Below are 24,125 nucleotides of genomic sequence, written 5' to 3' on the forward strand. Positions count from 1 at the left end.
CCGACGGGGTATACGTCCCTTTTATGTCCCGGATGCGGCATCCGTTGAGCAGGATCAGTGATTGTTGACTTGCGGAATACTTGGCCCGCAAGTACCGTTGTGGCAGGCGTCAACAGCCGCAACCGCAAGTAGTGGAGGCGTCCCATGCCCGCGATCACCGTCGACAACGTTCTTGCCCTCCCGCGTGTCGCCACGCCCGACCCCGTCGCGGCCCGGCCGCGGCCCGTGGTGTCCGTGACCACCGCGCCGAAGGGCTTCGAAGGCGAGGGGTTCCCAGTCCGGCGCGCGTTCGCCGGGGTCGACCTGCGGGCCCTCGACCCGTTCATCCACATGGACCAGATGGGCGAGGTGGAGTACGCGCCGGGCGAGCCCAAGGGCACGCCGTGGCACCCGCACCGCGGGTTCGAGACGGTCACGTACATCATCGACGGCGAGTTCGTCCACCACGACTCCAACGGTGGTGGCGGAGTGATCACCAATGGTGACACGCAGTGGATGACTGCTGGACAAGGAATTTTGCACATCGAGACCCCGCCGGAGCACCTGGTGGTCAGCGGCGGCCTGTTCCACGGCATCCAGCTGTGGGTGAACCTGCCGCGGGCCGACAAGTTCGCCCAGCCGCGTTACCAGGACATCCGCGGCGGGCAGGTGTCGCTGCTGACCTCGCCGGACGGCGGCGCCCTGCTGCGGGTCATCGCGGGTGAGCTCGACGGGCACGCCGGGCCGGGCGTCACCTACACGCCGATCACCCTCGTGCACGCCACCGTTTCGCCCGGCGCCTCGCTGACGCTGCCCTGGCGCAAGGACTTCAACGCGCTGGCGTACGTGCTGGCCGGCAAGGGCACCGTCGGGGCGAAGGGGCGGCCGCTGGACAGCGGGCAGCTGGCCGTGTTCGGCGAGGGCGACAGCGTCACCGTGACCGCCGACGCCCAGCAGGACCCGCGGCACCCCTCGATGGAGGTGCTGTTCCTCGGCGGGCGCCCGATCCGCGAGCCCGTCGCGGCGTATGGTCCATTCGTCATGAACACCAAGGCCGAGGTCATGCAGGCGTTCGAGGACTACCAGGCCGGTCGGCTCGGCAGCATCCCCGCGGCGCACAAACTCCCCCACAACAGCGTCCTGGGCGAGGCTTCGGGTGACGCCTCGTAGCCCACTTCGAGACCTCACGGTCGCTGATAGTCTGACCACACAGGGCCAGGTGGAGGGACGTTCGATGAGCGCGCCAGCTTCAATGCGGTGGCCAGTGCCGCCACCTGGTGGGTTCACCGCGGAGGATCTCGATCGTCTCCCCGACCTTCCGGCGCACACCGAGCTCATCGACGGGAGCCTGGTGTTCGTGAGCCCGCAGAAGGCGTTCCGCACCCTTGTCCTCGACCTGCTGGTCACGGCCCTGCGTCTCAGCGCACCCAAGAACCTGCGAGTGCGGCGGGAGATGTCCGTCGTCCTGGACCGTCGTCAACGACCCGAGCCCGATGTAACGGTCGTGCGGGCTGACGCAGTGACAGGAGGGGACCAGACGGCGTATCCCGCCGACGCCGTCGTGCTCGCGGTCGAGGTTGTCTCACCCGACTCCGAGGTACGTGACCGCGAGCGCAAGCCGCAACTGTACGCCCGTGCGGGCATCGGGCACTTCTGGCGCGTGGAGGACGACGGCTCAGGCAACGCCATCGTCTATATCTACGAACTCGACCCAGCGAGCAACGCCTACGCCCTGACCGGCATATTCCACGATCGGGTGAAAGTCAATGTTCCGTTCGACATCAACGTCGACCTGACCGAGATGCAACACCTCTGATCGCGCAGCTCGCCGCCACGCGCGAGCCCGTCCTCGGCGGGCGCCCGATCCGCGAGCCCGTCGCGGCGTATGGTCCGTTCGTCATGAACACCAAGGCCGAGGTCATGCAGGCGTTCGAGGACTACCAGGCCGGTCGGCTCGGCAGCATCCCCGCGGCGCACGCGGACGTTCGGGGAGAGGCGTCCTGAGTGGACTTCGAGGTCGTTGACAACGACGCTGAGCAGCGGTTCGAGATCCGGGTCGACGGCGAGCGGGCGGGGGCGGCGTATTACCGCCTGCACCCCGCCGACGCCGGAGCACCGCAGCGCATCGTGTTCACCCACACCGAGGTCGAGCCGCAGTACGAGGGGCGGGGTGTCGGCAGCCGGCTGGCCGGCGGCGCGCTGACCCTCGCCAAGGACCGGGGCCTGCAGATCGTGGCCCAGTGCCCCTTCATCGCCGCCTACCTCAAGAAACACCCAGAGCTGGGGTAGCCGGCGCGGGCACCCGGATCCAGACGGGGTAGTCGGGCAGCTCCGCCAGGATCCGGGTGGCCAGCGGGGTGAGCAGCCGCTCGCAGCGCTGCGTCGCCTCGGGTCCGAGCGCCTCCCACGGGCCGGCGGCGAGCTGGTCCGTCAGTTCCTCGATGATGTGGTACGCCGAGAAGCTCTTCTGGCTGGCCACGCCCTCGCCGTCGAGGTAGCCGCGCTGGCGCAGCCGGGCGCGGGCGGCGTCCCACTCCTCGTCGGTCCAGCCGCGGGCCGGCTGGGCGATGTCGCGCCCGGTGCCGCCGTTGACCGCGATCCGCCAGACCATCGACTCGCAGCCGTCCAGGCCCTCGACCAGCAGGGCGGCGAGGTGCCCGTCGCCGCGGTGCTCGCGCAGCAGGGTCGCGGCGTGCCAGACGACCTCGAGCGGGTCCTCCGGCCACGGCAGGGCGGCGTTGGCCGCGCCCAGCACCCGGCCGTGGCACGGCGCGGCGCAGGCGGCCTCGCGCAGCAGCCCGGCCAGCTCCTCGATGCCGTCGAGGCCGGTGACCGCCTCGGCGAGGGCGCGGCGGGCGCCGGCGCGGCGGGCGTCCAGGGCGGCCTGCGGGGTGATCCGGGTCCAGACGCCGGGCAGGGCGCGGTGCACCATGCCGGGCGCGAAGCCGTAGAAGGCGCCGATGACCGGGCCGGCGCTCACGGCGCCCATGGGGGCGGTGCGGCCGGCGAAGTACCCCCGCCAGAACCCCCGCAGCCCGGCCTCCTCGAACGCCTGGAGGGCGGCCGGGGCGAAGTAGGTGACCGCGTGCACGGGCTCGAACAGCGACCACATGCGCCGCTCGGTCGACAGCTCTGCCATGCCCCCGACCATAAGGGGGAGCTGACTCCAGCAGTACCGCCGAGGCCCACTGCGATCAGTGCAACTTCTTACAGCTGGAACGCCTGTGGCCACCCTCACACCAAGAGGTGTACGGAACCGTTTCGTTTCGCGCCGCGGGCCGAGCTAGTTTCGAGACGGAACGGTTCCGTACACATATTGCGGAGGAGGTCATCGTGTCGACGACGACAACAACCAGATCGGATCGCCGCGCGGCGATCTGCGACGCCGTGTTCGAACTGCTCGGCGAGGTGGGCTACGACCGGATGTCGATGGATGCCGTGGCGGCGCGGGCCCGTGCCAGCAAGGCGACCATCTACCGGGGCTGGTCCAGCAAGCCGGAACTGGTCATGGACGCGATCGAGCACCGGTTCGGCGGGGTAACGCAGCCCCCGGACACCGGCTCGCTGCGCGGGGACCTCTACGCGCAGCTCAGCACCCTGTGCGCCGCGGCCAGCGGCGAGGACGGCGCGATCTTCACCGGGCTGCTCACCGCGGCCATGCACAACACCGACCTGGCGCAGTGCATGTACCGCTGCGCCTACGAGAGCAAGCACGACATGTACGAAGCGATGCTGATCCGCGCCGCGCGGCGCGGCGAGGTGCCCGAGGGCACCAGCGCCGACCTGCTGCACGAGGTGCTGCACGCGATGGTCACGAGCCGTCGGATGTGGCAGAGCGGGCCCCTGGACGAGGCCTTCGTCACACGGCTCGTGGACGGAGTGCTGCTGCCGATTCTCAGGCAGGGCCAGGGCTAGGCCGGTCACCCGCTCGGCCCGGCGCGAGTCAGAAGCACGTGTCATACCCCGTCCGTGGTGCGGACGGCGAGATCCCTTGTGCCTTGGAGGCTGGCTACATGGCAAACGACGCTGACGTCGCGCCGGACATATCGGTTAGATCAGCATCTTCAGTCCCACCTGATCCGAGACGCTGGCTCGCCCTCTCGGTCATCGCGGTCGCGCAGCTCATGGTGGTGCTCGACGGCACCATCGTGAACATCGCGCTGCCGTCGGCCCAGAAGGCGCTGGACATCTCCACCGCCGACCGGCAATGGATCGTCACCGCCTACACGCTGACCTTCGGCGGCCTGCTGCTGTTCGGCGGGCGGCTCGCCGACTTCGTCGGCCGCAAGCGCATGTTCCTCATCGGCCTCCTGGGCTTCGCCGGCGCGTCGGCGCTGGGCGGCGCCGCGGTCAACGCCGAGACCCTGTTCGCCGCCCGCGCCCTGCAGGGCGTCTTCGGCGCGCTGCTGGCCCCGGCCGCCCTCTCCCTCATCACGGTGACCTTCACCGAGGCCAAGGAGCGGGCCAAGGCCTTCGGCGTCTTCGGCGGCATCTCCGGCGGTGGCGCGGCCATCGGCCTGCTGGCCGGCGGCGTGCTGACCGAGTACGCGGACTGGCGCTGGTGCCTGCTGGTGAACATCCCGATCGCCGTCCTCGCCTTCGCCGCGGCCATGCCGCTGGTGCGGGAGAGCAAGGCGCAGGGCGACACCCGCTACGACATCCTCGGCGCGGTGCTGGCCACGGCGGGCCAGGTGGCCCTGGTGTACGGCTTCACCAAGGCCGCGACCGACGGCTGGAGCTCGGCGGTCACGATCGGCTGGCTGACCTCCTCGGTGGTCCTCCTGGGCGCGTTCCTGGTCTGGGAGTCGCGCACCGCCCACCCGCTGCTGCCGCTGCGCGTGCTGTTCGACCGCAACCGCGGCGCGTCCTACCTGGTCTCGATCCTGCTGGGCGCGGGCATGCTCGGCATGTTCCTGTTCATGACGTTCTACCTGCAGCAGACCCTGGGCTGGTCGGCCATGAAGAGCGGCGTGGCCTACATGCCGTTCTCGGGCGGCATCATCGCCGCCGCGATCGTGGCGTCCCGCCTGCTGCCCCGCACCGGCCCGAAGGTCCTGATGTCGATCGGCGGCGGGCTCGCCACCGCGTCGATGATCTGGCTGACGCGGCTGGACCTCGACTCGTCGTACGTGGTCGGCATCCTGCCGTCCTTCATCGCGATGAGCTTCGGCATGGGCCTGGTCTTCGTCCCGATGAGCAACCTCGCCCTCTCCGGCGTGGCCAACCACGACGCGGGCGTCGCGAGCGCCATGGTCAACACCACCCAGCAGGTCGGCGGCTCCCTGGGCACCGCCCTGCTCAACACCATCTTCACCACGGCCGTCGCCGGCTACGTGACCGGCCACATCGCCGACGCGGCCCGGGGCGGCGAGGCCGGCGCCCGGCTGATGCAGGCCCACGCGGCCATCCACGGCTACAACGTGGCCTTCACGGCCAGCGCCGTCCTGCTCGCGGTCGCCACCCTCGTGATCATCGTGATGATCCGCGACGCCAAGGACCGCACCCCGGCCGGCGCCGAGGACCACGCGCCGGTCCACATCGGCTGACCAAACCCTTCCTGCGGGTCCTGTGGGGGCCGCCCGGCACCGGCCGGGCGGCCCTCAACCGTCGGCGGCGGCGCCGCGGCCAGACGGTAATGCGACAGCCGGTGGTCGATGTCACGGACGGTTGCCGCGTGGTGCTCGAGCGGGCCTCCTCGACGCTGGGGGCGACCCACCAGACCGCGCTGGCCTGCGCGAGCAACCTCGCGGTAATCCTGGCCCGGCGGGGCGAGCGGGCGGCGGCCCGGGAGCGCTCGGCGTGGGTCGCGAAGCAGTTGCACGAGCGGCTGGGCGAGGCGCACCCGTTCGCCGTGGCCGCCGACGTCAACCTGGCCGACGACCTGGCCGCGGCCGGCGAGCACGGGCGGGCGCTGGAGCTCGGCGAGGGCGCGTACGCGCGGGCCCGCTCGATCCTGGGCGAGGGGCACCCGTACGCGGTCGTGGCCGGGGCGAACCTGGCGGCGAGCCGGCGGCGGGTCCGCGGGCGGCGGCAACGGATCGAGCTCGACCCGCCGATGCCCTGAGTCACTCGTGGGCGGCCCGGAAACGGTCCGGCGGCATGTGCGGATCGTAACCGACACTACAGACGACCGGTTCGCTGCCGATTGGATACGCGAATATCCGTGCACGTAGGGAGCTTGAAGATGCCGGCGTTGCTGTCCTGGCTGATGCCCAAGGTCACGCTCAGCGACGCGTCCTTCCGGTCGCGGCACCGGGCGCTGACCGCCGTACTGTGGCTGCATCTTCCGCTGCTCGTGGTGCTCAGCCTCGTCGGCGGGCACGACGTGGTCGGCGAGCACGCGCACTCGACGGCGTGGCTGGTCTGGTCGTTCAACGCCGGGGTGCTGCTCTGCGCGCTCGTGGCCGGGATCGCGCGGACGCGCCGGGGCGGGTCGACCGCGGTGACGACGGGGCTGCTGCTGGCCGCCGCGGCGCTCGTGCACGCCGGGAACGGGCTCACCGACCTGCACTTCCACTTCTTCGTCGTGGTCGCGCTGGTGAGCCTGTACCAGGACTGGATCCCGCTCGCGCTGGGCGTGGTGCTGGTGGCGGTGCACCACCTGCTGGTCGCCGTCACCATGCCCGAGATGCTGTTCTCCAGCCCGCAGGCGCGCGCCTACCCGGTCCTGTTCGTGCTGCTGCATGCCGGATTCGTGCTCGCGATGTGCCTGACGCAGCTGACGTACTGGAGGTTCGCCGCCCACGCCGGGGCGGAGGCCGACGCCGAGAAGGCGCGGCTGGCCCAGCAGAACCAGGAGCAGCTGCGCGCCGCCGCCGAGGCGGCCGGCCTGCGCGAGGAGCAGGCCGCGCGCAACGCCGCCGAGCAGGTCGCGCGGAGCGAGGAGCTCGGCCGGCGGCTGGAGACGGTGCTCGCCGAGGTGGCCGCCGCCGGTGTACGGCTCGGGGCCGAGGCCGGCGCCGCGATGGAGTCGTTCGAGTCGGCCCTGGCGGGGATGGACGGCACCGTGCGGGGCGCGGTCGGCGACGTCGAGGCGGCCCTGGCGGACTCCAACCACGCAACGGCCGTCATCCGCGAGCTGGAGTCGGCGGTGGCCGACATCGCCACGGTCGCCGGGCTGATCCAGGCGGTCGCGGACCAGACGAAGCTGCTGGCGCTGAACGCCACCATCGAGGCGGCCCGGGCCGGGGAGGCGGGCAAGGGCTTCGGCGTCGTCGCGAACGAGGTGAAGGAGCTGGCGGCGCAGACCGCGGCGGCCACGGGCCGGATCGAGACCACGGTCGGGCACGTGACCGCGGGGGCGGCCGCGGCGGCGGGGGCGGTCGGCGGGGTGGCCGACCGGCTCGGGGTGGTGGCGAGCGCGCAGCGGGAGGTGGCGGCCTCGCTGGCCGAGCAGACGCGGCTGGCCGCCTCGACGCGCGGCTCGGTCGCGGCGGCGGCGGAGCACGTCAGCGCGACGGCACACGCCTCCTGAGCGCCGGTCCTGATCGCTCAGTCGCCGGCCAGCAGGCGGATGCACGGCCGCAGGAGGTCGACGACCCGCTGCGGGTCGGCCTCCTCGAGCCCGGCGAGGTGCAGGAGGTAGCGCTCCACGATCACGCCGTGCACAATCGCGGTGATCAGGCCGGCCCGCAGGTGGGCGTCCGGGCCCTGCAGCGCCGCCGCGAGCTGCTCCAGGCGGGGGAGGGCGGCGGCGCGGAAGCCCTCGGCGGCCTCGTCGTGGGTGAGCATCGAGCGCAGTACCACCAGGGACCCCACCGGCTCGTCGGCCAGCCGCCGCTCCAGCGAGGCGAGCATGGCCTCGGCGACGTCGGCCGGTGACCCCTCGAGCGGCTCCTCGGCGGCGACCCGCACGGCCCGCGCGAACAGCTCGTGCTTCGACCCGAAGTAGTGCATGACGAGCCCGCCGTCGACCCCGGCCGCGGCGGCGACCGCGCGGATGGTGGTCCGCTCGTAGCCGACCTCGGCGAACATCGCCCGGGCGGCGGCGAGGATCCGCTCCTCGGTGCGGCGGCGCTGCTCGGCGCGGGATGTCACGGCGCTCATCCTACGACCGTTGACCGGCACCCCGGGCTCGCTCTACGCTCGTTCAATCAACGGCCGTACAACGAAAGGCGGGTGGACCCGGTGAGCGCTGAGGCGCGCGAGGTGGTCGAGCGGATGCTGGACGTCGGGCGGGCCCAGGACGCGGAGGCGTTCGTGGCCCTGATGGCGCCGGACGGGTACATCGAGTGGCCCTTCTGCCCGCCGGGGGCACCGGAGCGGCTGGAGGGGCGGGAGGCGATCCGGGCGTTCCTGACCCAGGTGGCGAGGGCGCCGATCCGCTTCGACGAGTACCGGGACGTGGTCGTCCACGAGACCGCCGACCCGGAGGTGATCATCGTGGAGTACCAGGTGTACGGGCACCTCACGACGAGCGGCGGGCCCTTCCGGCAGACGGTGATCGCGGTCCTGCGGGTGCGCGACGGCCTGGTGATCTCCTACCGCGACTACATCAACCCGCTGCCGCTGATGGCGGCCCTCGGCCACTGAGCGACAAAGCCGGGCTACGAGAGGCCGATGTCGTGGTCGGGTTTCACGTGGCTCTCGTCGCGCAGGGGGACGTAGGGCTCCTCGGACGGCGACAGGCCCGCCTCGATGGCGCGGCCCCGCTCCAGCTCCGCGTCGAACTCCGCGCCCAGCAGGATCGCGATGTTCGAGATCCACAGCCAGACCAGGAAGGCGATGATGCCGCCCAGCGTGCCGTAGGTCTTGTTGTAGGAGGAGAAGTTGGAGACGTACACCGCGAAGGCGCCCGAGGCGATCAGCCAGATGAGCACGGCGAGGACGCCGCCGGGGGTGACCCAGCGGAAGCCGTGCTGGCGGGCGTTCGGGGCGGCCCAGTACAGGATGGCCAGGATCAGCATCACCACGAGCAGCAGCACCGGCCACTTGACGATGTCGAAGATCCCGACCGCCTGCTGCGACATGCCGACCCAGCCGCCGGCCTGCTGGGCGAAGCGGCCGGTGAAGACGATGCTCATGGCGGCCAGGGAGATCAGGATGCCGACCGCGACCGTGATGCCGAGGCGGATCGGCAGGACCTTCCAGATCGGGCGGCCCTCCGGCACGTCGTAGATCGTGTTGGCGGCGCGCATGAAGGCGCCCACGTAGCCCGAGGCCGTCCACACCGCGCCCAGCAGGCCGACGAGGGCCAGGAGGCCGGCGACGTGGGAGCCCCGCTTCAGCTCGTCGACGGCGCTGGTGACCGGGCCCGCGATGGAGCGCGGGAACAGCGTCTGGGCGTTCTGCAGTACCGCGTCCTGGGTCGTGTCCGTGAGCAGCATCCCGGACACCGACAGCAGGACGAGGATCCCGGGGAAGATCGAGAGCACGCCGTAGTACGTCAGGGCGGCGGCCCAGTCGCTGAGGTTGTCGTTGTTGAACTCCTTGACCGTCCGCTTCAGCACGTCCAGCCAGGAGCGCCTGGTCAGCCCGGCCGGGCGGTCGGGGCCGCCCGTGGTCGCAGCGTCTGCGTCGGAATTCATCGCGCCACCTCGCCGGGGGTCGGACAGTACGCTCCATATGCCCCCATACCGTGGCCGCTTAACGTTCGGGCGCGACCCTTCCCGCCCGCACGAGCGCGGCTTCGATCAGCGCGACCAGTTCGGTGGCGCGGAACGGCTTGGCGATGACGGAGGCCTCGGGGCCGAGCTCGATGACGGCGGCGTCGAAGTACGGCAGGCCGGACATGAACATGATCATCGCGTCGGGGCTGCTGGCCCGGGCCGCCTCGGCGACCTGGACGCCGGAGCCGTCCTGCAGCTTGAGGTCGGTGAGGACCAGGTCGACGCCCCCGGGGTGCTCGGCGCACAGGCGCTCGGCGCCGGCCAGCCCGGACGCGGTCAGCACCTCGGCGCCGGCCCGACTGAGCACCCTGCGCACGATCTCGCACAGGTCCGGCTCGTCGTCGACGACCAGGACGCGCAGGTGCTCGAGCATGCCCTCACGATATGCCGCCCACCGGGTGCTGGCGTGCCGTTCCATGAACGGGCGCTACCCGCTCGGCGCTCGCCGCTACGGGCCGGCCAGGTCGCGGGTGTCCCCCTCGGCGTAAAACTTGATCTTGCTCTCGATCAGCTCCAGGTCGCCCCGCAGCGCCGCGATGCGGTCGAGCACCTGCTGGCGGTGCTCCTCCAGCAGGACCCGGCGGGCCTCGAAGGTCGCCGCGCCGCTGCGGCACAGCTCGGCGTAGCGGCGCATCTCCTGGATCGTCATGCCGGTCGCCTTCAGCCGGGTGAGGATCCGCAGCATCCCGAGATCGGACTCGACGTAGCGGCGGTGCCCGTTGCTGCCCCGCCCGGGCGGGCTCAGTAGCCCGGCGCGCTCGTAGTAGCGCAGTGTGTGGGCCGTGAGGCCGGTGATGTCCGAGACCTCGGCGATGGTGTAACCCGTTTCCACTCCGCTCAGTGTATTTGACTTCGAGCGCGCTCCAAGGGGGACCGTGGTGGCATGCGAACGAGAAACCTAGGCGCACTGACCACGTCGGCACTCGGCCTCGGCTGCATGGGGATGAGCGAGTTCTACGGCGCCGGCGACGACGCCGAGTCCATCGCGACCATCCACCGCGCGATCGAGGGTGGCGTGACCCTGCTCGACACCGCCGACATGTACGGCCCGTTCACCAACGAGCAGCTGGTCGGCCGGGCCATCGCCGGGCGCCGCGACCAGGTCGTGCTGGCCACCAAGTTCGGCATCCAGCGCGAGGGCGACACCCGGCGGGTCAACGGCAGCCCGCAGTACGTCCGGCGGGCCGTCGACGCGTCCCTGCAGCGGCTCGGCGTCGAGCACATCGACCTGTACTACCAGCACCGCGTCGACCCGACCGTGCCGATCGAGGAGACCTGGGGCGCGCTCGCCGAGGCGGTCGCCGCCGGCAAGGTCCGCCACCTGGGCATCTCCGAGGCCGGACCGGCGAGCGTGCGGCGGGCCCACGCGGTGCACCCGGTGACCGCGGGGCAGTACGAGTACTCCCTGTGGACCCGCGACCCGGAGGACGAGATCCTGCCGCTGTTCCGCGAGCTCGGCATCGGCCTGGTCGCCTACAGCCCGCTCGGCCGCGGCTTCCTCAGCGGCGAGATCACCAGCCCGGAGCAGTTCGAGCCGGGCGACTTCCGGGCGGGCAACCCGCGCTTCCAGGGCGAGAACTTCCAGCGCAACCTCGACCTGGTGGCCGAGGTCAGGCAGCTGGCCGAGGCCAAGGGGTGCACCCCGGCCCAGCTCGCGCTGGCCTGGGTGCTCGCGCAGGGCGAGGACGTCGTGCCGATCCCGGGCACCAAGCGGCGCGCGTACCTGGAGCAGAACCTCGCCGCGGTGGACGTCGAGCTGACCGCCGACGACCTGGCCGCCATCGAGAAGCTCTCCATCGGCCGGCACGTCGCCGGCGACCGGTACGCCGAGATGGGGTCGCTGGGCAAGTAACGCTGGCGCGCACGAGGGAGAGCCCGTACGCTCTCCCTCGTGACCGCGCGACCCAGCAACCAGTGGTGGCCCGCCTGACGAGGCGGCCCACTTCCGCGCGACACCAACCGCGGCCGCCCATCGAGGCGGCCGTTCTGCTTTCCCGGGGAGTCGGGGGCCGCTTCGAGACGCGGCAACCGATCCCGAAGGGAAACCCCAGATGCTCATCGACCCGAAGGCCCCGTTCGCGCTGCTGCGCCGCGAGGGGCGCGACGCCGTCGAGGTGCTCACCGGCCCGGTGTCCACGGTGGACGCACTCGCCGACATCCCCGACGAGTGCCTCGCGCTCGTGCCGTTCCGCCAGGTCCGCGAGCGCGGCTTCGACTGCGTCGACGACGGCACGCCGCTGTCGGTGCTGCGCATCGAGTCGCGCCGCGAGGTGCCCGTCGCCGACGTGCTGGCCGGCCTGCCCGACGAGTCGTTCACCCTGCACAACGCGGGCTTCGACGTGTCCGACGACGAGTACGCGTCCATCGTGGACACCGTGCTGCGCGAGGAGATCGGCCGCGGCGAGGGCTCGAACTTCGTCATCCACCGCGTCTTCGAGGCCGGCCTCTCCGGCGACCCGGTCGCGGCCGCGCTCACCGTCTTCCGCCGGCTGCTGACCCGGGAGCGGGGCGCCTACTGGACCTTCGTCGTGCACACCGGCGAGCGGACCCTGGTCGGGGCCACCCCCGAGCGGCACGTCAGCGTCGATGACGGGCTGGTCATGATGAACCCGATCAGCGGCACCCTGCGCGGCGCGCCGAACAAGGCGGCGGTGCTGGACTTCCTCGCCGACCGCAAGGAGATCGACGAGCTGTCCATGGTGCTCGACGAGGAGCTCAAGATGATGGCCACCGTGGCCGACCTCGGCGGGCAGGTGGTCGGGCCGTACCTCAAGGAGATGACCCACCTGGTCCACACCGAGTACCTGCTGGCCGGCCGCGGCTCCCGGGACGTGCGCGACGTGCTGCGCGAGACCATGTTCGCCCCGACCGTGGTCGGCAGCCCGGTCGAGAACGCCTGCCGGGTGGTGGCCCGCCACGAGCGGCGCGGCCGCGGCTACTACGGCGCGGTGCTGGCGCTGGTCGGCCGGGATGCGCAGGGCCGGCCGACGCTGGACGCGCCGATCCTCATCCGCACCGCGGACATCGGCCGCGATGGGCGACTCCGGGTGCCGGTCGGTGCGACGCTGGTCCGCCACTCCACGCCCGGCGGCGAGGTGCTGGAGACCCACACCAAGGCCGCGGCGGTACTGCGGGCCCTCGGGCTGGACGGCCCACCGTCCACGGTGGACGTCGCGGGCGGGGCGCTGGCCGCCGACCCCGAGGTCCAGGCCGCGCTCGTGGCCCGCAACGCCACCCTCGCGCCGTTCTGGCTGCAGCCCCGCGACGGGCGCCCGGCCGATCCGGCGCTGGCCGGCCGGCGGGCCCTGGTCGTGGACGCCGAGGACACGTTCACCGGCATGCTCGTGCATCAGCTGCGGGTGCTGGGGCTCTCGACGGAGCTGGTGGCGTACACCCGGGACATCGACGCCACCGGGTTCGACATCGTCATCCCCGGGCCAGGCCCGGGCGACCCGCGGCGGATGGACGACCCGAAGATGGTCCGCATGCGCGGGCTGGTCCGCGACCAGCTCGAGTCCGGCCGGCCGATGCTCGCGATCTGCCTGAGCCACCAGCTGCTGGCCGGCCTGCTGGGGCTGCCGCTGCGGCGCAAGGCCTCGCCGTACCAGGGCATGCAGCGCGACATCGACCTGTTCGGCCGGGCCGCGAAGGTCGGGTTCTACTCCACGTTCACGGCCACCCACGCCGGCCCGTCGCTGGACTCCGCCTTCGGCCCGGTCGAGCTGGCCCGCGACCCCAACGGCGACGTGCACGCGCTGCGCGGGCGGACCTTCGCCGGGCTGCAGTTCCACCCCGAGTCGGTGCTCAGCCAGCACGGCATCGACCTGCTGCGGGACCTGCTCACGGTGCTGCTCGACGCCCCGGTGGGCACCTCGCCCGAGTGATCGCCCGCGGTGGATGGCGGCCGGGTGGTGGTGGCTGACGCTCATGGCGCCGGCCCCCGCCACCCGCTCACCCTCATGGGTACACCGCCACTCTTGCGTTCCACCGCCCGGTCGAGGATGCTTCCGAAATAATTTCGGATTAGGGAGCCCGCCAGTGGACCAGCGCGACCGCCGGGCACGGATCGCCGTCGCCGGCGCCTACTTCGCCCAGGGCTTCTCCTTCGCCGGCCTGCTGACCCAGGTCGCCGCGCTGCAGCAGAAGTTCGGCTTCGACGATACGCAGCTGTCCCTGGTGCTCCTGGCCGTCCCGGTCGTCGCCGGCGTCGGCAGCGTGGTGGCGGGCCTGCTCAGCGCCCGCCTCGGCAGCTCGTCGGTGCTGCGCGGCGCAGGCCCCGGGGTCGCGCTCGCGATCGCGCTGACCGGCCTGGCGGATGCGCGCTGGCAGCTGTACTGCACGCTGGCCCTCGTCGGCCTGATGCTGGGCCTGGTCGACGCCACCATGAACATGCAGGGCGTCGGCGTGGAGCGCCGCTACGGCCGCCCGGTGCTCAACTCCTTCCACGCCGCGTGGAGCGCCGGCGCCATCCTGGGTGCCCTGGCCACCTCGGGCACCGCGCACCTGGGCTGGTCGATCGCCGCCTCCCTCGGCACGGTGGCCGGGCTGGGCGTCCTGCTGTCCCTGGCCGCGGGCCCCGGCCAGCTGCGCCGCACCGAGGAGGCCATCGCCGAGGCCAACCCGGACGCCTTCGCCGCGTCGATCCCGTGGCGCCCGATCATCCTGGTCGGCGTCGCGATGACGCTGATGTTCATCGCCGACTCGGCGGTGTCCAACTGGAGCTCGGTCTTCATGGAGAAGGCCCTGCACACCGGCACCAGCGTCGCCGCGCTGGGCCTGGCCGCCTACCAGACGACGATGCTGCTGGGCCGCACCGCCGGCGACCGCCTGGTGAGCCGCTTCAGCCCGACCGCGGTCGTCTCGGTCGGCGGCGTGGTCGGCGGCCTGGGCCTCATCCTGGTGGCGGCCTCCGGCACGGCCCTGCTCAGCATCGTGGGCTTCGCGGTCGTCGGGCTGGGCCTCTCGCTCGTCGTGCCGCAGTCCTTCTCGGCCGCGGGGCGGCTCGACCCGGCCGGGACCGGCGTGGCCATCGCCCGCGTGAACCTCTTCAACTACGTCGGCTTCGTGGTGGGGGCGGGGCTGATCGGCGCCGTAGCGGAGAGCTGGTCGCTGCGGTGGGCCTTCGTGGTGCCGGCGGTGCTGGCGGCCGGCATCGCGGCGCTGGCGCCGTCGTTTCGCACCCACGCCCCGCACGCCGCCCCGGCCACACCCTCCGCGCCCGCCCCGACGGCGGGCTGACGCTTCCGGCCGGCGGCGCGCGGCGCGCAGCTCAGTCCCGGAAGGTGACCGACCAGTAGGCCGTGATCTTGCGAATGTCCGCCTGGTACCGCACCGCCCCCTCCTGGTCCCAGGCACAGTTGCGGCCGGTGACGACGGCCGGCGCCCGCCCCGCGTACTCGAACACGATGACGTGCTCGGTCCCGGCGCTGAGATCGCAGAGCGAGTCCGCCCGCCGCGAGCCCGGCAGCCCGTTGAGGTACCCGGTCAGCTCGGCCACCCCGTCGGCCGTGCTCCGCCGGGCCCGCAGCCTGTAGTCCGGATCGGCGTAGCTGCACAGCAGGGCGCTGCGCGCACCGGCGGGCACCAGGTCCCCGGTGCGCGTGGCGCTGACCGCCGCGCCGTCCCAGACTGCGGGGCACTCCCCGGCGATCACGGGGCCGCTCGCCGCGGGCGCTGCCCCGGCCGTGCCCCCACAACCCGCCAGCACGGCAAGCGCCCCACCGGCGACGACCACACCAACACCCTTCATCGCCGCACACCCTAGCCCCGGCACCGCGGCGGGGCGCCGGGCGCGGTCAGCGGGTGGTCGGGGTGAGCGCCGCGCCCACCTGGTCCACCAGGCCGGACAGCTCGAAGGCGACCTGGCTCACGTCGCAGCCCGGCTGGACCATCGCCGCCAGGCTGGCCAGGGTGTCGCCCTCGCCCAGGGCCATCACGAACAGCAGGCTGCGGCCCATCTCGACGATGGTGCGGCGCACGGGTCCGGCCGCGGTGCAGGCCGACAGGCCCTGGGCCAGCGACACCACCCCGGCCACCATCGCGGCGAGCTGGTCGGCGCGCTCCGGGGCCAGCTCGTTCGACGCGGCGACGAGCAGGCCGTCGCCGGAGACGGCGACGGTGTGCCGCACGCCGCTGACGCGTTGCGTGAAGCCGCTCAGCAGCCAGTCCAGCCCCGTGGTGGGTGTCATGCCGGAGGACGTCCTTCCAGGTTGGTCGCCGCGGCCACCGGGTCGGCGGGCGCTTGCTGGTAGCTGTTCAGGAAGGCCCGTACGGCCTCGGGCTCGACGACCACCGTAGGACCGTCCGGGGTGGGCACGGGACCCGGCACCGTCCGGGCGAGGGTCGAGCGCGGGTGCGGCACGTCCACCGGCTCGCCGCCGGGGAGGGGCTGGCCGCGTTCGAGCAGTTTCGGCACCGGGCGGCGGACCGGTGTGCCGGGCGGCGGCGGGGGCAGGCGCAGCACCAGGGCCGGGGGCAGCCGGACGAGGACGCGCAGGCCGGTGCCGGTGGGCGGGCGCTGCAGCGCGAGGCCGACGCCGTGGCGGGCGGCCAGGCGGGCCACCACGGCGAGGCCGGTGCGGCGGTCGTCGATGCGGCCGTCGCCGGCGTGCAGGGAGGCGTTGAGCTCGGCCAGGCGCTCCGGGGGGAGGCCCGGGCCGCGGTCGGCGATCTCGATCACGGCGCCCTGCGCCTCGCGGCGGCCCTCGACGAGCACCGGGCGGTCGGGCGGGCCGTTGCGGGTGGCGTTGTCGAAGAGCTCGGCCAGCAGGTGGACCACGTCGTCCACGGCCTCGGGGACGACGAGCAGGTCGGGCGAGATCATGGAGTACTCGATGCGGCGGTAGTCCTCGATCCTCGACTGCGCGGCCCGCAGCAGGTCGACCAGGCTCACCGGCTCGCGGCGGCCGGGGGTGCTGTCGGCGCCGGCCAGCACGAGCAGGCTCTGGTTGTCGTGGCGGATGCGGGTGGCGAGGTGGTCGAAGGCGAAGAGCTGGGCCAGGCGCTCCGGGTCGGCCTCGTCGCGCTCGGCCGCGTCGAGGTGCTGCACGAGCGTCTCGGCGAGGCGCTGGCTGCGCCGGGCAAGGTCGATGAGGGCGGGCTCGCCCACCGGCGGGGCCGCGACGCGGCTCTCGTCCGCGGCGGCGGGGCGACGGCGGGCCCGCGGTGCGCGGGCGACCAGGGCGGCCAGCACCACCGAGGCGATGGCCAGCGCGAGCACGATGCCGAGCCCGCCGAGCAGGATGCGGTCCAGCCGCACGCGGGCCGCGTCGGCGCGGGCCAGCTCGCCGGCGCCGGCGTCCGCGGCGAGGCCGGCCAGGGCGTCGAGGGCGGGCTGGGCGTCGCCGCCGACGCCGGAGGGCACCCGGGCCAGGCGCTCGCGCAGCGCGGGCGTGGTGGCCTCGGCGAAGCGGCTCAGCGCGTCGAGGTGGGCGGCGCGATGGGCGGCGAGGGCCTCCCGCCGGGCCGGGGTGTCGGTGCCGCGCAGGTCGAGCAGCTGGATCTGGGCCAGCTCCTCGCGGGCCACGGCCAGCCAGCCCGACGCGCGGGCGGCGGGCATGACGGACGCGGGTCCGGGGCGGCCGGCGACGGCCTGGCGCAGCCGGACGAGGTCGCTCACGATCTGGGTGTACCGCATGAGGTACTCCCCCGCCGCCACCTCCTGCATGCCGGCGGCGACCCCGGCGCGCAGCGCTCGCAGGTCGTCCAGCCCGGCGGAGAGCCCGGGGGTGAGCAGGCCGGCCGGCCCGGCCGCGGCGCGCAGGGCCAGCACCGCGGGGTCGGTCGCGGCGGCCTGCGCGTCCAGGGCGGCCTGGGCGGACTGGGCAGACTGGGCGGCATCGGTGCCGGCCAGCAGGAGCTCGGCGGCGGCCCGGCGCTCCTTGGACAGCTCACCGGCGGCCCGGTCGGCGGCGATCCCGGCCGCGATCGCGTCGCGCAGGTCGCGCGCGGTCCGGCCCTCACCGGCGAACCCGTACGCACCCACGCCGGCCAGACCGAGCAGGCCGAGCAGCGGCACGAGCAACACGAGGCCGATCCTGACGGCCACGGGGCGATCGGGTGCAGCATCGATCACGACCGCTAACCCCCTGCCCTCGTCCGATCACTCATGCGTACACCTCGAACATTACGTACGGAAGAGATGACTTTGCGTGATCGCCTGGTTTTCCCGGATTCGCGAAGAATTCCCGGCACTTAAGCAAGAAGAAAGACAAAGTTGACCGGAGCCCGCGCCACCCGGCTTGAGGGTCGATGACCCGCTCACTAGATTCCCTAGCGTGCCAGAACGGCTCTTCTCGGATGACCCGGGCGACGCGCCCAAGAAGGTGCAGGGCGCGTTCTTCTCGGACTACACCGGCGAGTTCCCGATGCCGCGCGTGCTGCGGTCCCCGCCGCCAGACCCGGACGACCCGGGCGAGGCCACGGCGGCCAAGCGCCGCGCCGCCGGGCCCGCGCCCGCCTGGCTGCGCACCGGCCGGCCCGCCCTGCACGAGCTGATGCGCAACCGCCGCCAGGCGCTCCTGGCCCTCGGCGGCGGCGCGGTCGCCCTCGGCGCGCTCGGCTCCGGCGCCGCGGCCGCGTTCGGCCCCGTCGCGGACAACCCCGACGACGACGTCAAGACCGGCAGCGGCGGCGGCAACGTCTCGCCCCGCGACGCGGGCTCCTTCTCCAACCGCGACGCCAGCTACACCAGCGGCCAGGGCGACCTCAACGACCTCGGCGCCTCCGGCGTGGCCGACACGCCGTCGGCGGCCGCCGTCGCCGCCATGAAGGCCACCCCGCGCTTCCCGACGCCGCTCAACCGCGACCCGGTGCTGCACCTGCTGCGCCGGGCCACGTTCGGGCCCACGCCCGGCGACGTCGCGCTGGTCAAGCAGGTCGGCATCGACGCCTGGATCGACCAGCAGCTCGACCCGGCCAAGGTCGACGACCCGGTCGCCGACGCGGCGCTCAAGGCCGTGCCGACCGCCACGATGTCGACCGCGGACATCCGCTCGTCGGTCAAGGACGGGGACAACAAGGCGCAGTACGAGCTGACCCGCGCCGTCCTGGCCCGCCAGATGTGGAGCAGCCGCCAGCTGCTCGAGGTGATGGTCGACTTCTGGAACAACCACCTCAACGTGACCAGCCCGTTCGACGGCGGGTGGGACGTGCGCGGCCCCTACGACATGGGCGTCATCCGGCAGCACGCGCTGGGCAAGTTCTCCGACATGCTCATCGCCTCCGCGCGGGATCCGGCGATGATGCGGTACCTCGACAACACCTCGTCGGACAAGCGCAACGTCAACGAGAACTACGGCCGCGAGCTGCTCGAGCTGCACACCGTCGGCATCGACGGCGGGTACAACGAGAAGGACGTGCGCAACTCGGCGTACCTCATGACCGGGCGCACCGCGACGCGCGAGGGCACGTTCAGGTACGACGAGAACAAGCACTGGACGGGCGCGGTGAAGGTGCTGGGCTTCCAGCACGCCAACAAGTCCCCCAAGGACGGCCTCGCCGTCGGCGACGCCTACCTGCTGTACCTGGCCACCCACCCCTCGACCGCGCGCTACGTCGCGCGCAAGCTCTGCGTGCGGTTCGTGTGCGACACCCCGCCGCAGGGGCTGGTGGACCGGCTGGCCAAGACGTACCAGGAAAGCGGCTCGGCGATCGCGCCGGTGCTCAGGATGCTGTTCCGCTCGCTGGAGTTCTGGATCGCCACCGGGCTCAAGACCCGCCGGCCGCTGGAGAACTTCGTGGCCACGGCGCGGGTGGTCGGCACGCAGCCCGGGGCGGACACCGCCAAGGCGCTCGAGGACCTCTACAACTTCACCAACAAGCTGGGCCAGCCGCCGCTGGGCTGGGGGCCGCCGGACGGGTACCCCGACGTGGCCACGGCGTGGAGCTCCGCGGCCGGCATGCTGGAGACCTGGAACGCGCACCGGGCGTTCGTGGGCGGGCAGTGGAAGGGCCTGAACAACCCCAAGGCCGACAGCCTCGTCACGCAGCCCGCGGCGACGCTCGGCGTCTACCTCGACGTGCTCGCCAACCGCCTGATCTTCCAGCCGATGAAGCCGAACGAGAAGGACGCGCTCATCAAGTTCCTGGGCGTCAAGGCCGACACCCGCGTCACCGACAACAACCTCGGCGGCAAGCTGCCCCTGGTGGCCCCGCTGATCCTCGACTCCGTCTACCACGCGCTGCGGTGAGGCAGATGACCGACTCTTCCCTTCCTGACGGTGAGCGGCGGCCCGCCAACCTCTCGCTTCCTGACGGTGAGCGGCGGCCCGCCAATGTTGAGGAGCTTCGCCGGCACGGGCCCAACCTGTGCGAGGCGGCCCTTCGCGTGCACGCCGACAAGGTCACCGACGAGCTGGCCGCCGAGCGCGACAGGTGGAGCAAGGGCTTCACCCGCCGCCGGCTGGTGCAGGGCGCCGGGTTCGTCGGCGTGGCCGCGCTCGGCGCCCAGCTGGTGACCAGCCGCGTCTCCTTCGCCGCCCCGGGGGACGGCCCGAACACGCTCATCGTGATCTTCCTGCGCGGGGGCATGGACGGGCTGTCGGTCGTGGCGCCCGGCGACGACCCCAACTACAAGCAGCTGCGCCCGACCATCGCCGTGCCGATGGCCGCGATGATGCCGGCCGGCCGCGGGTTCGGCCTCAACCCGGCGATGACGGCGCTGTACCCGCTGTGGCAGTCCGGCAAGATGGCGGCCGCCGTCGCCGTCGCCTCCCCGGACGCCAGCCGCAGCCACTTCCAGGCCCAGGACGCGCTCGAGCGGGGAGCCGCCTCCGTCGCGGTGCGCACCGGCTGGCTCGACCGGGTGCTGTCCAAGCTCGGTCCGGGCACCACCTTCCGGGCCATCGCGCAGGGCTCGGCGCTGCCCCGCTCGCTCGTCGGCGGCGAGCAGGCCATCGTGCTCAACGGGATGCGGGACTTCCGCATCGACAACGACAACATGCGCACCCAGACGATGGACGCCCTCAAGACGCTGTACACCGGGCTGGACCATCCCCTGGCGACCACGGCCGGCTCCACGCTGCAGGCCATCAGCACGGCGCAGAAGCTGGCCACGACGCAGTACCGGCCGGTGGAGGGGGTGCAGTACCCCGGCGGGGGCCTCGCCGACCGGCTGCGCGACATCGCCCAGCTGCTCAAGGCCGGCGTGGGCCTGCGCGTCGCCGCGCTCGACGTCGGCGGCTGGGACATGCACACCAACCTCGGCCGGGTCGACGGCGGCGACATGAAGAACTCGCTGACCAACCTGTCCGAGGCGATCGGCGCCTTCTGCACCGACATCGGCCCCCTGCTGGAGAACACGACCATCATCACGATGAGCGAGTTCGGCCGCCGCGTGCAGGAGAACGGCAACGCCGGCGTCGACCACGGCCACGGCAACGCCATGCTGCTCTTCGGCGGCGGCCTCAACGGCGGCAAGGTCCACGGCAACTGGCCGGGCCTGGCCCCGTCGGCCCTCGACCAGGGCGACGTCGCGGGCGCCAACGACTACCGCGACATCCTCGCCGAGATGCTCAAGAAGCGCTTCAACGTGGCGGACTCGGCCGCGATCTTCCCCAACCACGACTTCAAGACGCTGGGCGTCTTCAAAGGCTGAACACGGCTCCGGTCGTCGTCGCCAGCGTGCAGGCGTTGCCGAACGTGTGGCGGTACGCGACCTTGCGACCCTTCCACGAGCCGCTCGCGGTCACGGTCACCGGGTCGTACTGCATCGTGCACGCCCCGCCGTCCAGCTGCAGCCGCTCGAACCGACCGCCGACCTTGGACAGCTGCGCGCACGCGTCGCGGGCCTGCCGGTGGCTGCCCCCGGCGGGCTGGCAGGTGAGCACCGCGCGGCGCTGCACCGGCCGGGCCGGCTCCCCCTTGGCCACGGTGAGCACCAGGCTGGTGCCCGGCCGCGCCCCGGCCTGGGCCGCTCCACCACCGCGGTAGACGGCGCCCGCCTGCGCGACGGCCGGCCCGGTCACCGCCGCCTGCGCGGTCCCGGTGACGGCCCCCGCCGCGCCGACCGCCGCCAGCAGCGCCACCGCCGTGGCCATCACCCGTGTCGCACCCATCGTTCCCCCGTCACGCCCGGCTCTCGGTCCGCAGAGCCTACGCCGCCCCATCGGCTTTTTCGGACATTTCCGATTTTTCGTGTACGTCCCTTCCTGTAGTCCTTTCGTGTTCCGCCAGCTCTTTCGTGTTCCGCGTCTTTCCCCCATTGATCGACGAGCGGGACTAGTGTGTGCTGTTACGCACACTCCTCGCCCTGCCGGGAGGACGTCCCCGTGACCATGGAAGCGCAGGCCCAGAAGCTGGTGGCCGGCCTGGTTCGGGTGGCCGTGATGGCCCCCGCCGACGGCCCGGCGCCCGACCACGGCCTCCCACCGGCCCACCACCAGGTCATGCTCCTGCTGGGCCGCCGCGACCGCGAGTACCGCCTCTCAGATCTGGCCGGCGACCTCGGCGCCACGGTCGCCGCCGCGATGGCCCTGCTCTCCCCGCTGATCGCCGAGGGCCTGGTCGAGATGCGCCCCGCCCCGTCGTACGCCGCCCGCGACATGCGCGTCGCCGCCACCGACAAGGGGCTGGCCACCACCCCGGCCCCCGCCAACTGGGCCGACCAGCTCCTGTCCGAGGTCGACACGCTGTCGGACCACCAGCAGGCCCGGCTCCTGCGCATGGTCACCGCCAAGATCGGGCTGATGCAGCAGCAGGGCAGCATCCCGGTCACCCGGATGTGCCTGTCGTGCCGTTTCTTCGACGGCTACCGCCACCCGGGCACCCCGGCCCCGCACCACTGCTGGTTCGTCGACGCCCCCTTCGGGTACCGCCAGCTGCGCCTGCACTGCCCCGACCACATCCCGGGCGACCCGCCTCCGCGCGCCTGATGACGCGCTTGCCGAGCGGTGGCCGTGGCGGCGACGCCGCCGTCCGGTCGAACAGCTGCGGATCCTTGCCGGTGGAGCCGACCGAGGCCCCTGAGGACATCGGGATGAATCCGGCGCTGGCATACCGGATTCATCCGATTTTTCGTGAATTTTTGTGCCGTGCGCGGCTGGTGAGGTTTTGCGGGTGACGCCGAAGGGTAGGGCTCCTGCCATGGCCTGTGACGGACGATCACGGTGCGCCCCTGCGCCGCAACCGCGCCGCCGCGCGACAAGCACGCTGCGTGCCGGCGACGCATGCGCCGCAGCCCGCCCGGGTGACGGTTGTGTGCACGCACCGGTGAACCCGTCCCGCCCGGCCGCTGCGCTGCGCCCGCGGCGCATTTATGCTGTCCGCGTGACGAGGGTGGGTGCGCCATGGCGATGTCGGTGACGACCAACGTCACGGTGGACGGATCGACCGTGCTCACCGTGCGCGGCGAGATCGACCACAGCAACGCGACCACCCTGCGTCAGGAAATCGTGTCCGCGGCGACCCAGCGCCGGCCGAGCACGCTGCGCGTGGATCTGGGCCTGGTGACCTTCCTGGACTCGGCCGCGGTGGGGGCCCTGGTGGCGGCCCAGCGGGAGGCCGGGGCCGAGGGCGTCCGCGTCGTCGTCTGGCGCGCCAGCCCCTTCGTCCAGCGCCAGCTGAGTATCGCGGGCGTCCACGAGATCCTCGGCGCGCCGGGCGGGCAGGACTCGAACCACAGCATCTTCTGACCGTCCGCTCCGAGGTCCGGCCGTCGCCAACGCCGATTCGGACATGCCCGAAATACCACCCGGCAGGCGAAAAATCCGGCGCGAAGCGCCGGATCGATACACCACGGATCCGGAAGACACGGACTCGGAAGACACGGACCGGAAGAACGGCGCGGGCCTCCCGCGGATCCACGCCACCCGGCAGGCGAAGATCCGGCCCGCACCACGAACGGAAGAACGGCGCGGGACTGCCGGGGATCCGGAACTGCCGCCCGGCCGGCGACATGTCCGGCACCGAGCGCCGGATCAACCACAGGACCGGGCGGCGCGAGTCGCGGACGGCTCAGGCTCCCGAGGAGTCCGTCGCCGGGGCCGCGACCGCGGCGGACTGGGCGGGCACCTCGTGCCGCTTCGGCGCCGGCCGGACGTCGTCGTGCGGGAAGACCCACACCCGGTAGGCCCACAGGCGGAAGACCATCGCGATGGCCACGCCGATGACCATGCCGAAGATGAAGTCGGAGACCTCCTCGGCGAGGCGGCTGACGCTGGGGTAGTGGATGCCGAAGACGTAGCGGGCGACCCACAGCGGGGCGGAGTTCAGGGCCACGCCGATGCCGTTGACGACGCTGTAGAGGAGCATCTCGTGGTGGCGGCGGCGGCCGCCGCGGGTGCGGAAGGACCACTCGCGGTTGAGGAAGTACGAGACGACCGTGGCGATGATGTTGGCGACGGTCAGGGCGATGACCGGCTTGGAGCCCAGCACCGTCAGGCGCAATGCGTAGTTGAAGACCAGCGCAACCGCGTAGCAGAGGCCGCCGACGATGATGAACTTCACCGTCTCGCGGTGCTTACGCAGCGCTTCCGCTACGGGTTCCGGCAGCCGATTGAGGGTCCGGTCAGTAAGCCGCACCGGGCGGACTATACCCGT

Annotated in this window: 25 protein-coding genes and 1 pseudogene; 16 read left to right on the plus strand and 10 right to left on the minus strand. The window is 72.6% G+C overall.

Annotated elements, in window-relative coordinates; genetic code table 11:
* Positions 1–144 precede the first annotated feature (144 nt).
* The 4 genes and pseudogenes from AB0M46_RS20465 to AB0M46_RS20480 all read left to right on the plus strand — a co-directional run bounded on the left by AB0M46_RS20465 (position 145) and on the right by AB0M46_RS20480 (position 2,268).
* Positions 145–1,149 (plus strand): pirin family protein, encoded by a 1,005-nt coding sequence (locus AB0M46_RS20465; RefSeq protein ID WP_363338125.1) that lies wholly within the window; start codon positions 145–147, stop codon positions 1,147–1,149.
* 82 nt (positions 1,150–1,231) lie between these two features.
* Positions 1,232–1,795 carry a Uma2 family endonuclease gene (locus AB0M46_RS20470; RefSeq protein ID WP_363338184.1) on the plus strand — a complete coding sequence of 188 codons (564 nt, stop codon included), beginning with the start codon at positions 1,232–1,234 and terminating at the stop codon, positions 1,793–1,795.
* Between the two features lie 29 nt (positions 1,796–1,824).
* Positions 1,825–1,983: pseudogene (locus tag AB0M46_RS20475) on the plus strand (pirin-like C-terminal cupin domain-containing protein); the annotation flags it as partial.
* Positions 1,984–2,268 (plus strand): GNAT family N-acetyltransferase, encoded by a 285-nt coding sequence (locus AB0M46_RS20480; protein ID WP_363338126.1) that lies wholly within the window; start codon positions 1,984–1,986, stop codon positions 2,266–2,268.
* On the opposite strand, the gene AB0M46_RS20485 is transcribed toward AB0M46_RS20480, so the two are convergent.
* A complete protein-coding gene (locus tag AB0M46_RS20485; protein ID WP_363338128.1) occupies positions 2,243–3,118 on the minus strand; it encodes a hypothetical protein in 876 nt (291 codons plus the stop codon). The two genes, AB0M46_RS20480 and AB0M46_RS20485, sit on opposite strands and share 26 nt — an antisense overlap.
* 194 nt (positions 3,119–3,312) lie before the next feature.
* On the opposite strand from AB0M46_RS20485, the gene AB0M46_RS20490 reads away from it, so the two are divergent.
* From AB0M46_RS20490 to AB0M46_RS20505, 4 genes are all read left to right on the plus strand, one after another.
* Positions 3,313–3,894 (plus strand): TetR/AcrR family transcriptional regulator, encoded by a 582-nt coding sequence (locus AB0M46_RS20490; RefSeq protein WP_363338130.1) that lies wholly within the window; start codon positions 3,313–3,315, stop codon positions 3,892–3,894.
* 98 nt (positions 3,895–3,992) lie between these two features.
* On the plus strand, positions 3,993–5,525 hold the full coding sequence (locus AB0M46_RS20495) for an MFS transporter (RefSeq protein WP_363338132.1): 1,533 nt from the start codon (positions 3,993–3,995) through the stop codon (positions 5,523–5,525).
* A gap of 128 nt (positions 5,526–5,653) precedes the next feature.
* Positions 5,654–6,043: a tetratricopeptide repeat protein gene (locus AB0M46_RS20500; protein ID WP_363338134.1), complete on the plus strand. Its 390-nt coding sequence runs from the start codon at positions 5,654–5,656 to the stop codon at positions 6,041–6,043.
* 120 nt (positions 6,044–6,163) lie between these two features.
* Positions 6,164–7,453: a methyl-accepting chemotaxis protein gene (locus AB0M46_RS20505; RefSeq protein WP_363338136.1), complete on the plus strand. Its 1,290-nt coding sequence runs from the start codon at positions 6,164–6,166 to the stop codon at positions 7,451–7,453.
* A gap of 17 nt (positions 7,454–7,470) precedes the next feature.
* Here AB0M46_RS20505 and AB0M46_RS20510 read toward each other — a convergent pair whose 3' ends face one another.
* On the minus strand, positions 7,471–8,025 hold the full coding sequence (locus tag AB0M46_RS20510) for a TetR family transcriptional regulator (RefSeq protein WP_363338138.1): 555 nt from the start codon (positions 8,023–8,025) through the stop codon (positions 7,471–7,473).
* 81 nt (positions 8,026–8,106) lie between these two features.
* Here AB0M46_RS20510 and AB0M46_RS20515 point away from each other — a divergent pair, with 81 nt between their 5' ends.
* Positions 8,107–8,511 (plus strand): nuclear transport factor 2 family protein, encoded by a 405-nt coding sequence (locus AB0M46_RS20515; RefSeq protein ID WP_363338140.1) that lies wholly within the window; start codon positions 8,107–8,109, stop codon positions 8,509–8,511.
* Between the two features lie 14 nt (positions 8,512–8,525).
* Here AB0M46_RS20515 and AB0M46_RS20520 read toward each other — a convergent pair whose 3' ends face one another.
* From AB0M46_RS20520 to AB0M46_RS20530, 3 genes are all read right to left on the minus strand, one after another.
* Positions 8,526–9,506: a YihY/virulence factor BrkB family protein gene (locus AB0M46_RS20520; protein ID WP_363338142.1), complete on the minus strand. Its 981-nt coding sequence runs from the start codon at positions 9,504–9,506 to the stop codon at positions 8,526–8,528.
* A 58-nt stretch (positions 9,507–9,564) separates the two neighbouring features.
* Positions 9,565–9,960 (minus strand): response regulator, encoded by a 396-nt coding sequence (locus AB0M46_RS20525; RefSeq protein WP_363338144.1) that lies wholly within the window; start codon positions 9,958–9,960, stop codon positions 9,565–9,567.
* A 75-nt stretch (positions 9,961–10,035) separates the two neighbouring features.
* Positions 10,036–10,419: a MerR family transcriptional regulator gene (locus AB0M46_RS20530; RefSeq protein WP_363338146.1), complete on the minus strand. Its 384-nt coding sequence runs from the start codon at positions 10,417–10,419 to the stop codon at positions 10,036–10,038.
* A 51-nt stretch (positions 10,420–10,470) separates the two neighbouring features.
* On the opposite strand from AB0M46_RS20530, the gene AB0M46_RS20535 reads away from it, so the two are divergent.
* The 3 genes from AB0M46_RS20535 to AB0M46_RS20545 all read left to right on the plus strand — a co-directional run bounded on the left by AB0M46_RS20535 (position 10,471) and on the right by AB0M46_RS20545 (position 14,825).
* On the plus strand, positions 10,471–11,439 hold the full coding sequence (locus AB0M46_RS20535) for an aldo/keto reductase (RefSeq protein ID WP_363338148.1): 969 nt from the start codon (positions 10,471–10,473) through the stop codon (positions 11,437–11,439).
* A gap of 199 nt (positions 11,440–11,638) precedes the next feature.
* Positions 11,639–13,471, plus strand: coding sequence for an anthranilate synthase family protein (locus tag AB0M46_RS20540; protein WP_363338150.1), 1,833 nt, complete (start codon positions 11,639–11,641; stop codon positions 13,469–13,471).
* Between the two features lie 154 nt (positions 13,472–13,625).
* Positions 13,626–14,825, plus strand: a complete 1,200-nt coding sequence (locus AB0M46_RS20545) for an MFS transporter (RefSeq protein WP_363338152.1) — start codon at positions 13,626–13,628, stop codon at positions 14,823–14,825.
* Positions 14,826–14,856: 31 nt separating this feature from the next.
* On the opposite strand, the gene AB0M46_RS20550 is transcribed toward AB0M46_RS20545, so the two are convergent.
* From AB0M46_RS20550 to AB0M46_RS20560, 3 genes are read right to left on the minus strand one after another with little or no spacing between them, the layout of a single operon-like run.
* Positions 14,857–15,336 carry a hypothetical protein gene (locus AB0M46_RS20550; protein ID WP_363338154.1) on the minus strand — a complete coding sequence of 160 codons (480 nt, stop codon included), beginning with the start codon at positions 15,334–15,336 and terminating at the stop codon, positions 14,857–14,859.
* A 46-nt stretch (positions 15,337–15,382) separates the two neighbouring features.
* On the minus strand, positions 15,383–15,775 hold the full coding sequence (locus AB0M46_RS20555) for a roadblock/LC7 domain-containing protein (protein WP_363338155.1): 393 nt from the start codon (positions 15,773–15,775) through the stop codon (positions 15,383–15,385).
* Positions 15,772–17,634 (minus strand): nitrate- and nitrite sensing domain-containing protein, encoded by a 1,863-nt coding sequence (locus AB0M46_RS20560; protein WP_363338157.1) that lies wholly within the window; start codon positions 17,632–17,634, stop codon positions 15,772–15,774. The genes AB0M46_RS20555 and AB0M46_RS20560 overlap by 4 nt, the downstream gene beginning before the upstream one ends.
* Before the next feature lie 229 nt (positions 17,635–17,863).
* Between AB0M46_RS20560 and AB0M46_RS20565 the strand changes: the two genes are divergently transcribed.
* Together AB0M46_RS20565 and AB0M46_RS20570 are read left to right on the plus strand one after the other, a co-directional pair.
* Positions 17,864–19,777 (plus strand): DUF1800 domain-containing protein, encoded by a 1,914-nt coding sequence (locus AB0M46_RS20565; protein ID WP_363338159.1) that lies wholly within the window; start codon positions 17,864–17,866, stop codon positions 19,775–19,777.
* Between the two features lie 5 nt (positions 19,778–19,782).
* A complete protein-coding gene (locus AB0M46_RS20570; RefSeq protein ID WP_363338161.1) occupies positions 19,783–21,183 on the plus strand; it encodes a DUF1501 domain-containing protein in 1,401 nt (466 codons plus the stop codon).
* Here the strand turns inward: AB0M46_RS20570 and AB0M46_RS20575 are convergent.
* A complete protein-coding gene (locus tag AB0M46_RS20575; RefSeq protein ID WP_363338163.1) occupies positions 21,173–21,643 on the minus strand; it encodes an SSI family serine proteinase inhibitor in 471 nt (156 codons plus the stop codon). The genes AB0M46_RS20570 and AB0M46_RS20575 overlap by 11 nt on opposite strands.
* Before the next feature lie 213 nt (positions 21,644–21,856).
* Here AB0M46_RS20575 and AB0M46_RS20580 point away from each other — a divergent pair, with 213 nt between their 5' ends.
* On the plus strand, positions 21,857–22,459 hold the full coding sequence (locus AB0M46_RS20580) for a MarR family winged helix-turn-helix transcriptional regulator (protein ID WP_363338165.1): 603 nt from the start codon (positions 21,857–21,859) through the stop codon (positions 22,457–22,459).
* Positions 22,460–22,873: 414 nt separating this feature from the next.
* A complete protein-coding gene (locus tag AB0M46_RS20585) occupies positions 22,874–23,218 on the plus strand; it encodes an STAS domain-containing protein (RefSeq protein WP_363338167.1) in 345 nt (114 codons plus the stop codon).
* Between the two features lie 322 nt (positions 23,219–23,540).
* On the opposite strand, the gene AB0M46_RS20590 is transcribed toward AB0M46_RS20585, so the two are convergent.
* Entirely contained in the window at positions 23,541–24,107 is a 567-nt protein-coding gene (locus tag AB0M46_RS20590) for a GtrA family protein (RefSeq protein WP_363338169.1), read from the minus strand.
* Between the last annotated feature and the right edge of the window lie 18 nt (positions 24,108–24,125).

The sequence above is a fragment of the Dactylosporangium sp. NPDC051485 genome (genome assembly GCF_040682015.1).
Lineage (GTDB): Bacteria > Actinomycetota > Actinomycetes > Mycobacteriales > Micromonosporaceae > Dactylosporangium.

What these genes read in the sequence shown, in the direction of transcription:
- AB0M46_RS20485 (WP_363338128.1), bottom strand. Translation starts at nt 3,118, where the DNA reads ATGGCAGAGCTGTCGACCGAGCGGCGCATGTGGTCGCTGTTCGAGCCC.
- AB0M46_RS20505 (WP_363338136.1), top strand. Translation starts at nt 6,164, where the DNA reads ATGCCGGCGTTGCTGTCCTGGCTGATGCCCAAGGTCACGCTCAGCGAC.
- AB0M46_RS20550 (WP_363338154.1), bottom strand. Translation starts at nt 15,336, where the DNA reads ATGAAGGGTGTTGGTGTGGTCGTCGCCGGTGGGGCGCTTGCCGTGCTG.
- AB0M46_RS20470 (WP_363338184.1), top strand. Translation starts at nt 1,232, where the DNA reads ATGCGGTGGCCAGTGCCGCCACCTGGTGGGTTCACCGCGGAGGATCTC.
- AB0M46_RS20585 (WP_363338167.1), top strand. Translation starts at nt 22,874, where the DNA reads ATGGCGATGTCGGTGACGACCAACGTCACGGTGGACGGATCGACCGTG.
- AB0M46_RS20540 (WP_363338150.1), top strand. Translation starts at nt 11,639, where the DNA reads ATGCTCATCGACCCGAAGGCCCCGTTCGCGCTGCTGCGCCGCGAGGGG.
- AB0M46_RS20510 (WP_363338138.1), bottom strand. Translation starts at nt 8,025, where the DNA reads ATGAGCGCCGTGACATCCCGCGCCGAGCAGCGCCGCCGCACCGAGGAG.
- AB0M46_RS20525 (WP_363338144.1), bottom strand. Translation starts at nt 9,960, where the DNA reads ATGCTCGAGCACCTGCGCGTCCTGGTCGTCGACGACGAGCCGGACCTG.
- AB0M46_RS20575 (WP_363338163.1), bottom strand. Translation starts at nt 21,643, where the DNA reads ATGGGTGCGACACGGGTGATGGCCACGGCGGTGGCGCTGCTGGCGGCG.
- AB0M46_RS20520 (WP_363338142.1), bottom strand. Translation starts at nt 9,506, where the DNA reads ATGAATTCCGACGCAGACGCTGCGACCACGGGCGGCCCCGACCGCCCG.
- AB0M46_RS20555 (WP_363338155.1), bottom strand. Translation starts at nt 15,775, where the DNA reads ATGACACCCACCACGGGGCTGGACTGGCTGCTGAGCGGCTTCACGCAA.
- AB0M46_RS20535 (WP_363338148.1), top strand. Translation starts at nt 10,471, where the DNA reads ATGCGAACGAGAAACCTAGGCGCACTGACCACGTCGGCACTCGGCCTC.
- AB0M46_RS20495 (WP_363338132.1), top strand. Translation starts at nt 3,993, where the DNA reads ATGGCAAACGACGCTGACGTCGCGCCGGACATATCGGTTAGATCAGCA.
- AB0M46_RS20570 (WP_363338161.1), top strand. Translation starts at nt 19,783, where the DNA reads ATGACCGACTCTTCCCTTCCTGACGGTGAGCGGCGGCCCGCCAACCTC.
- AB0M46_RS20465 (WP_363338125.1), top strand. Translation starts at nt 145, where the DNA reads ATGCCCGCGATCACCGTCGACAACGTTCTTGCCCTCCCGCGTGTCGCC.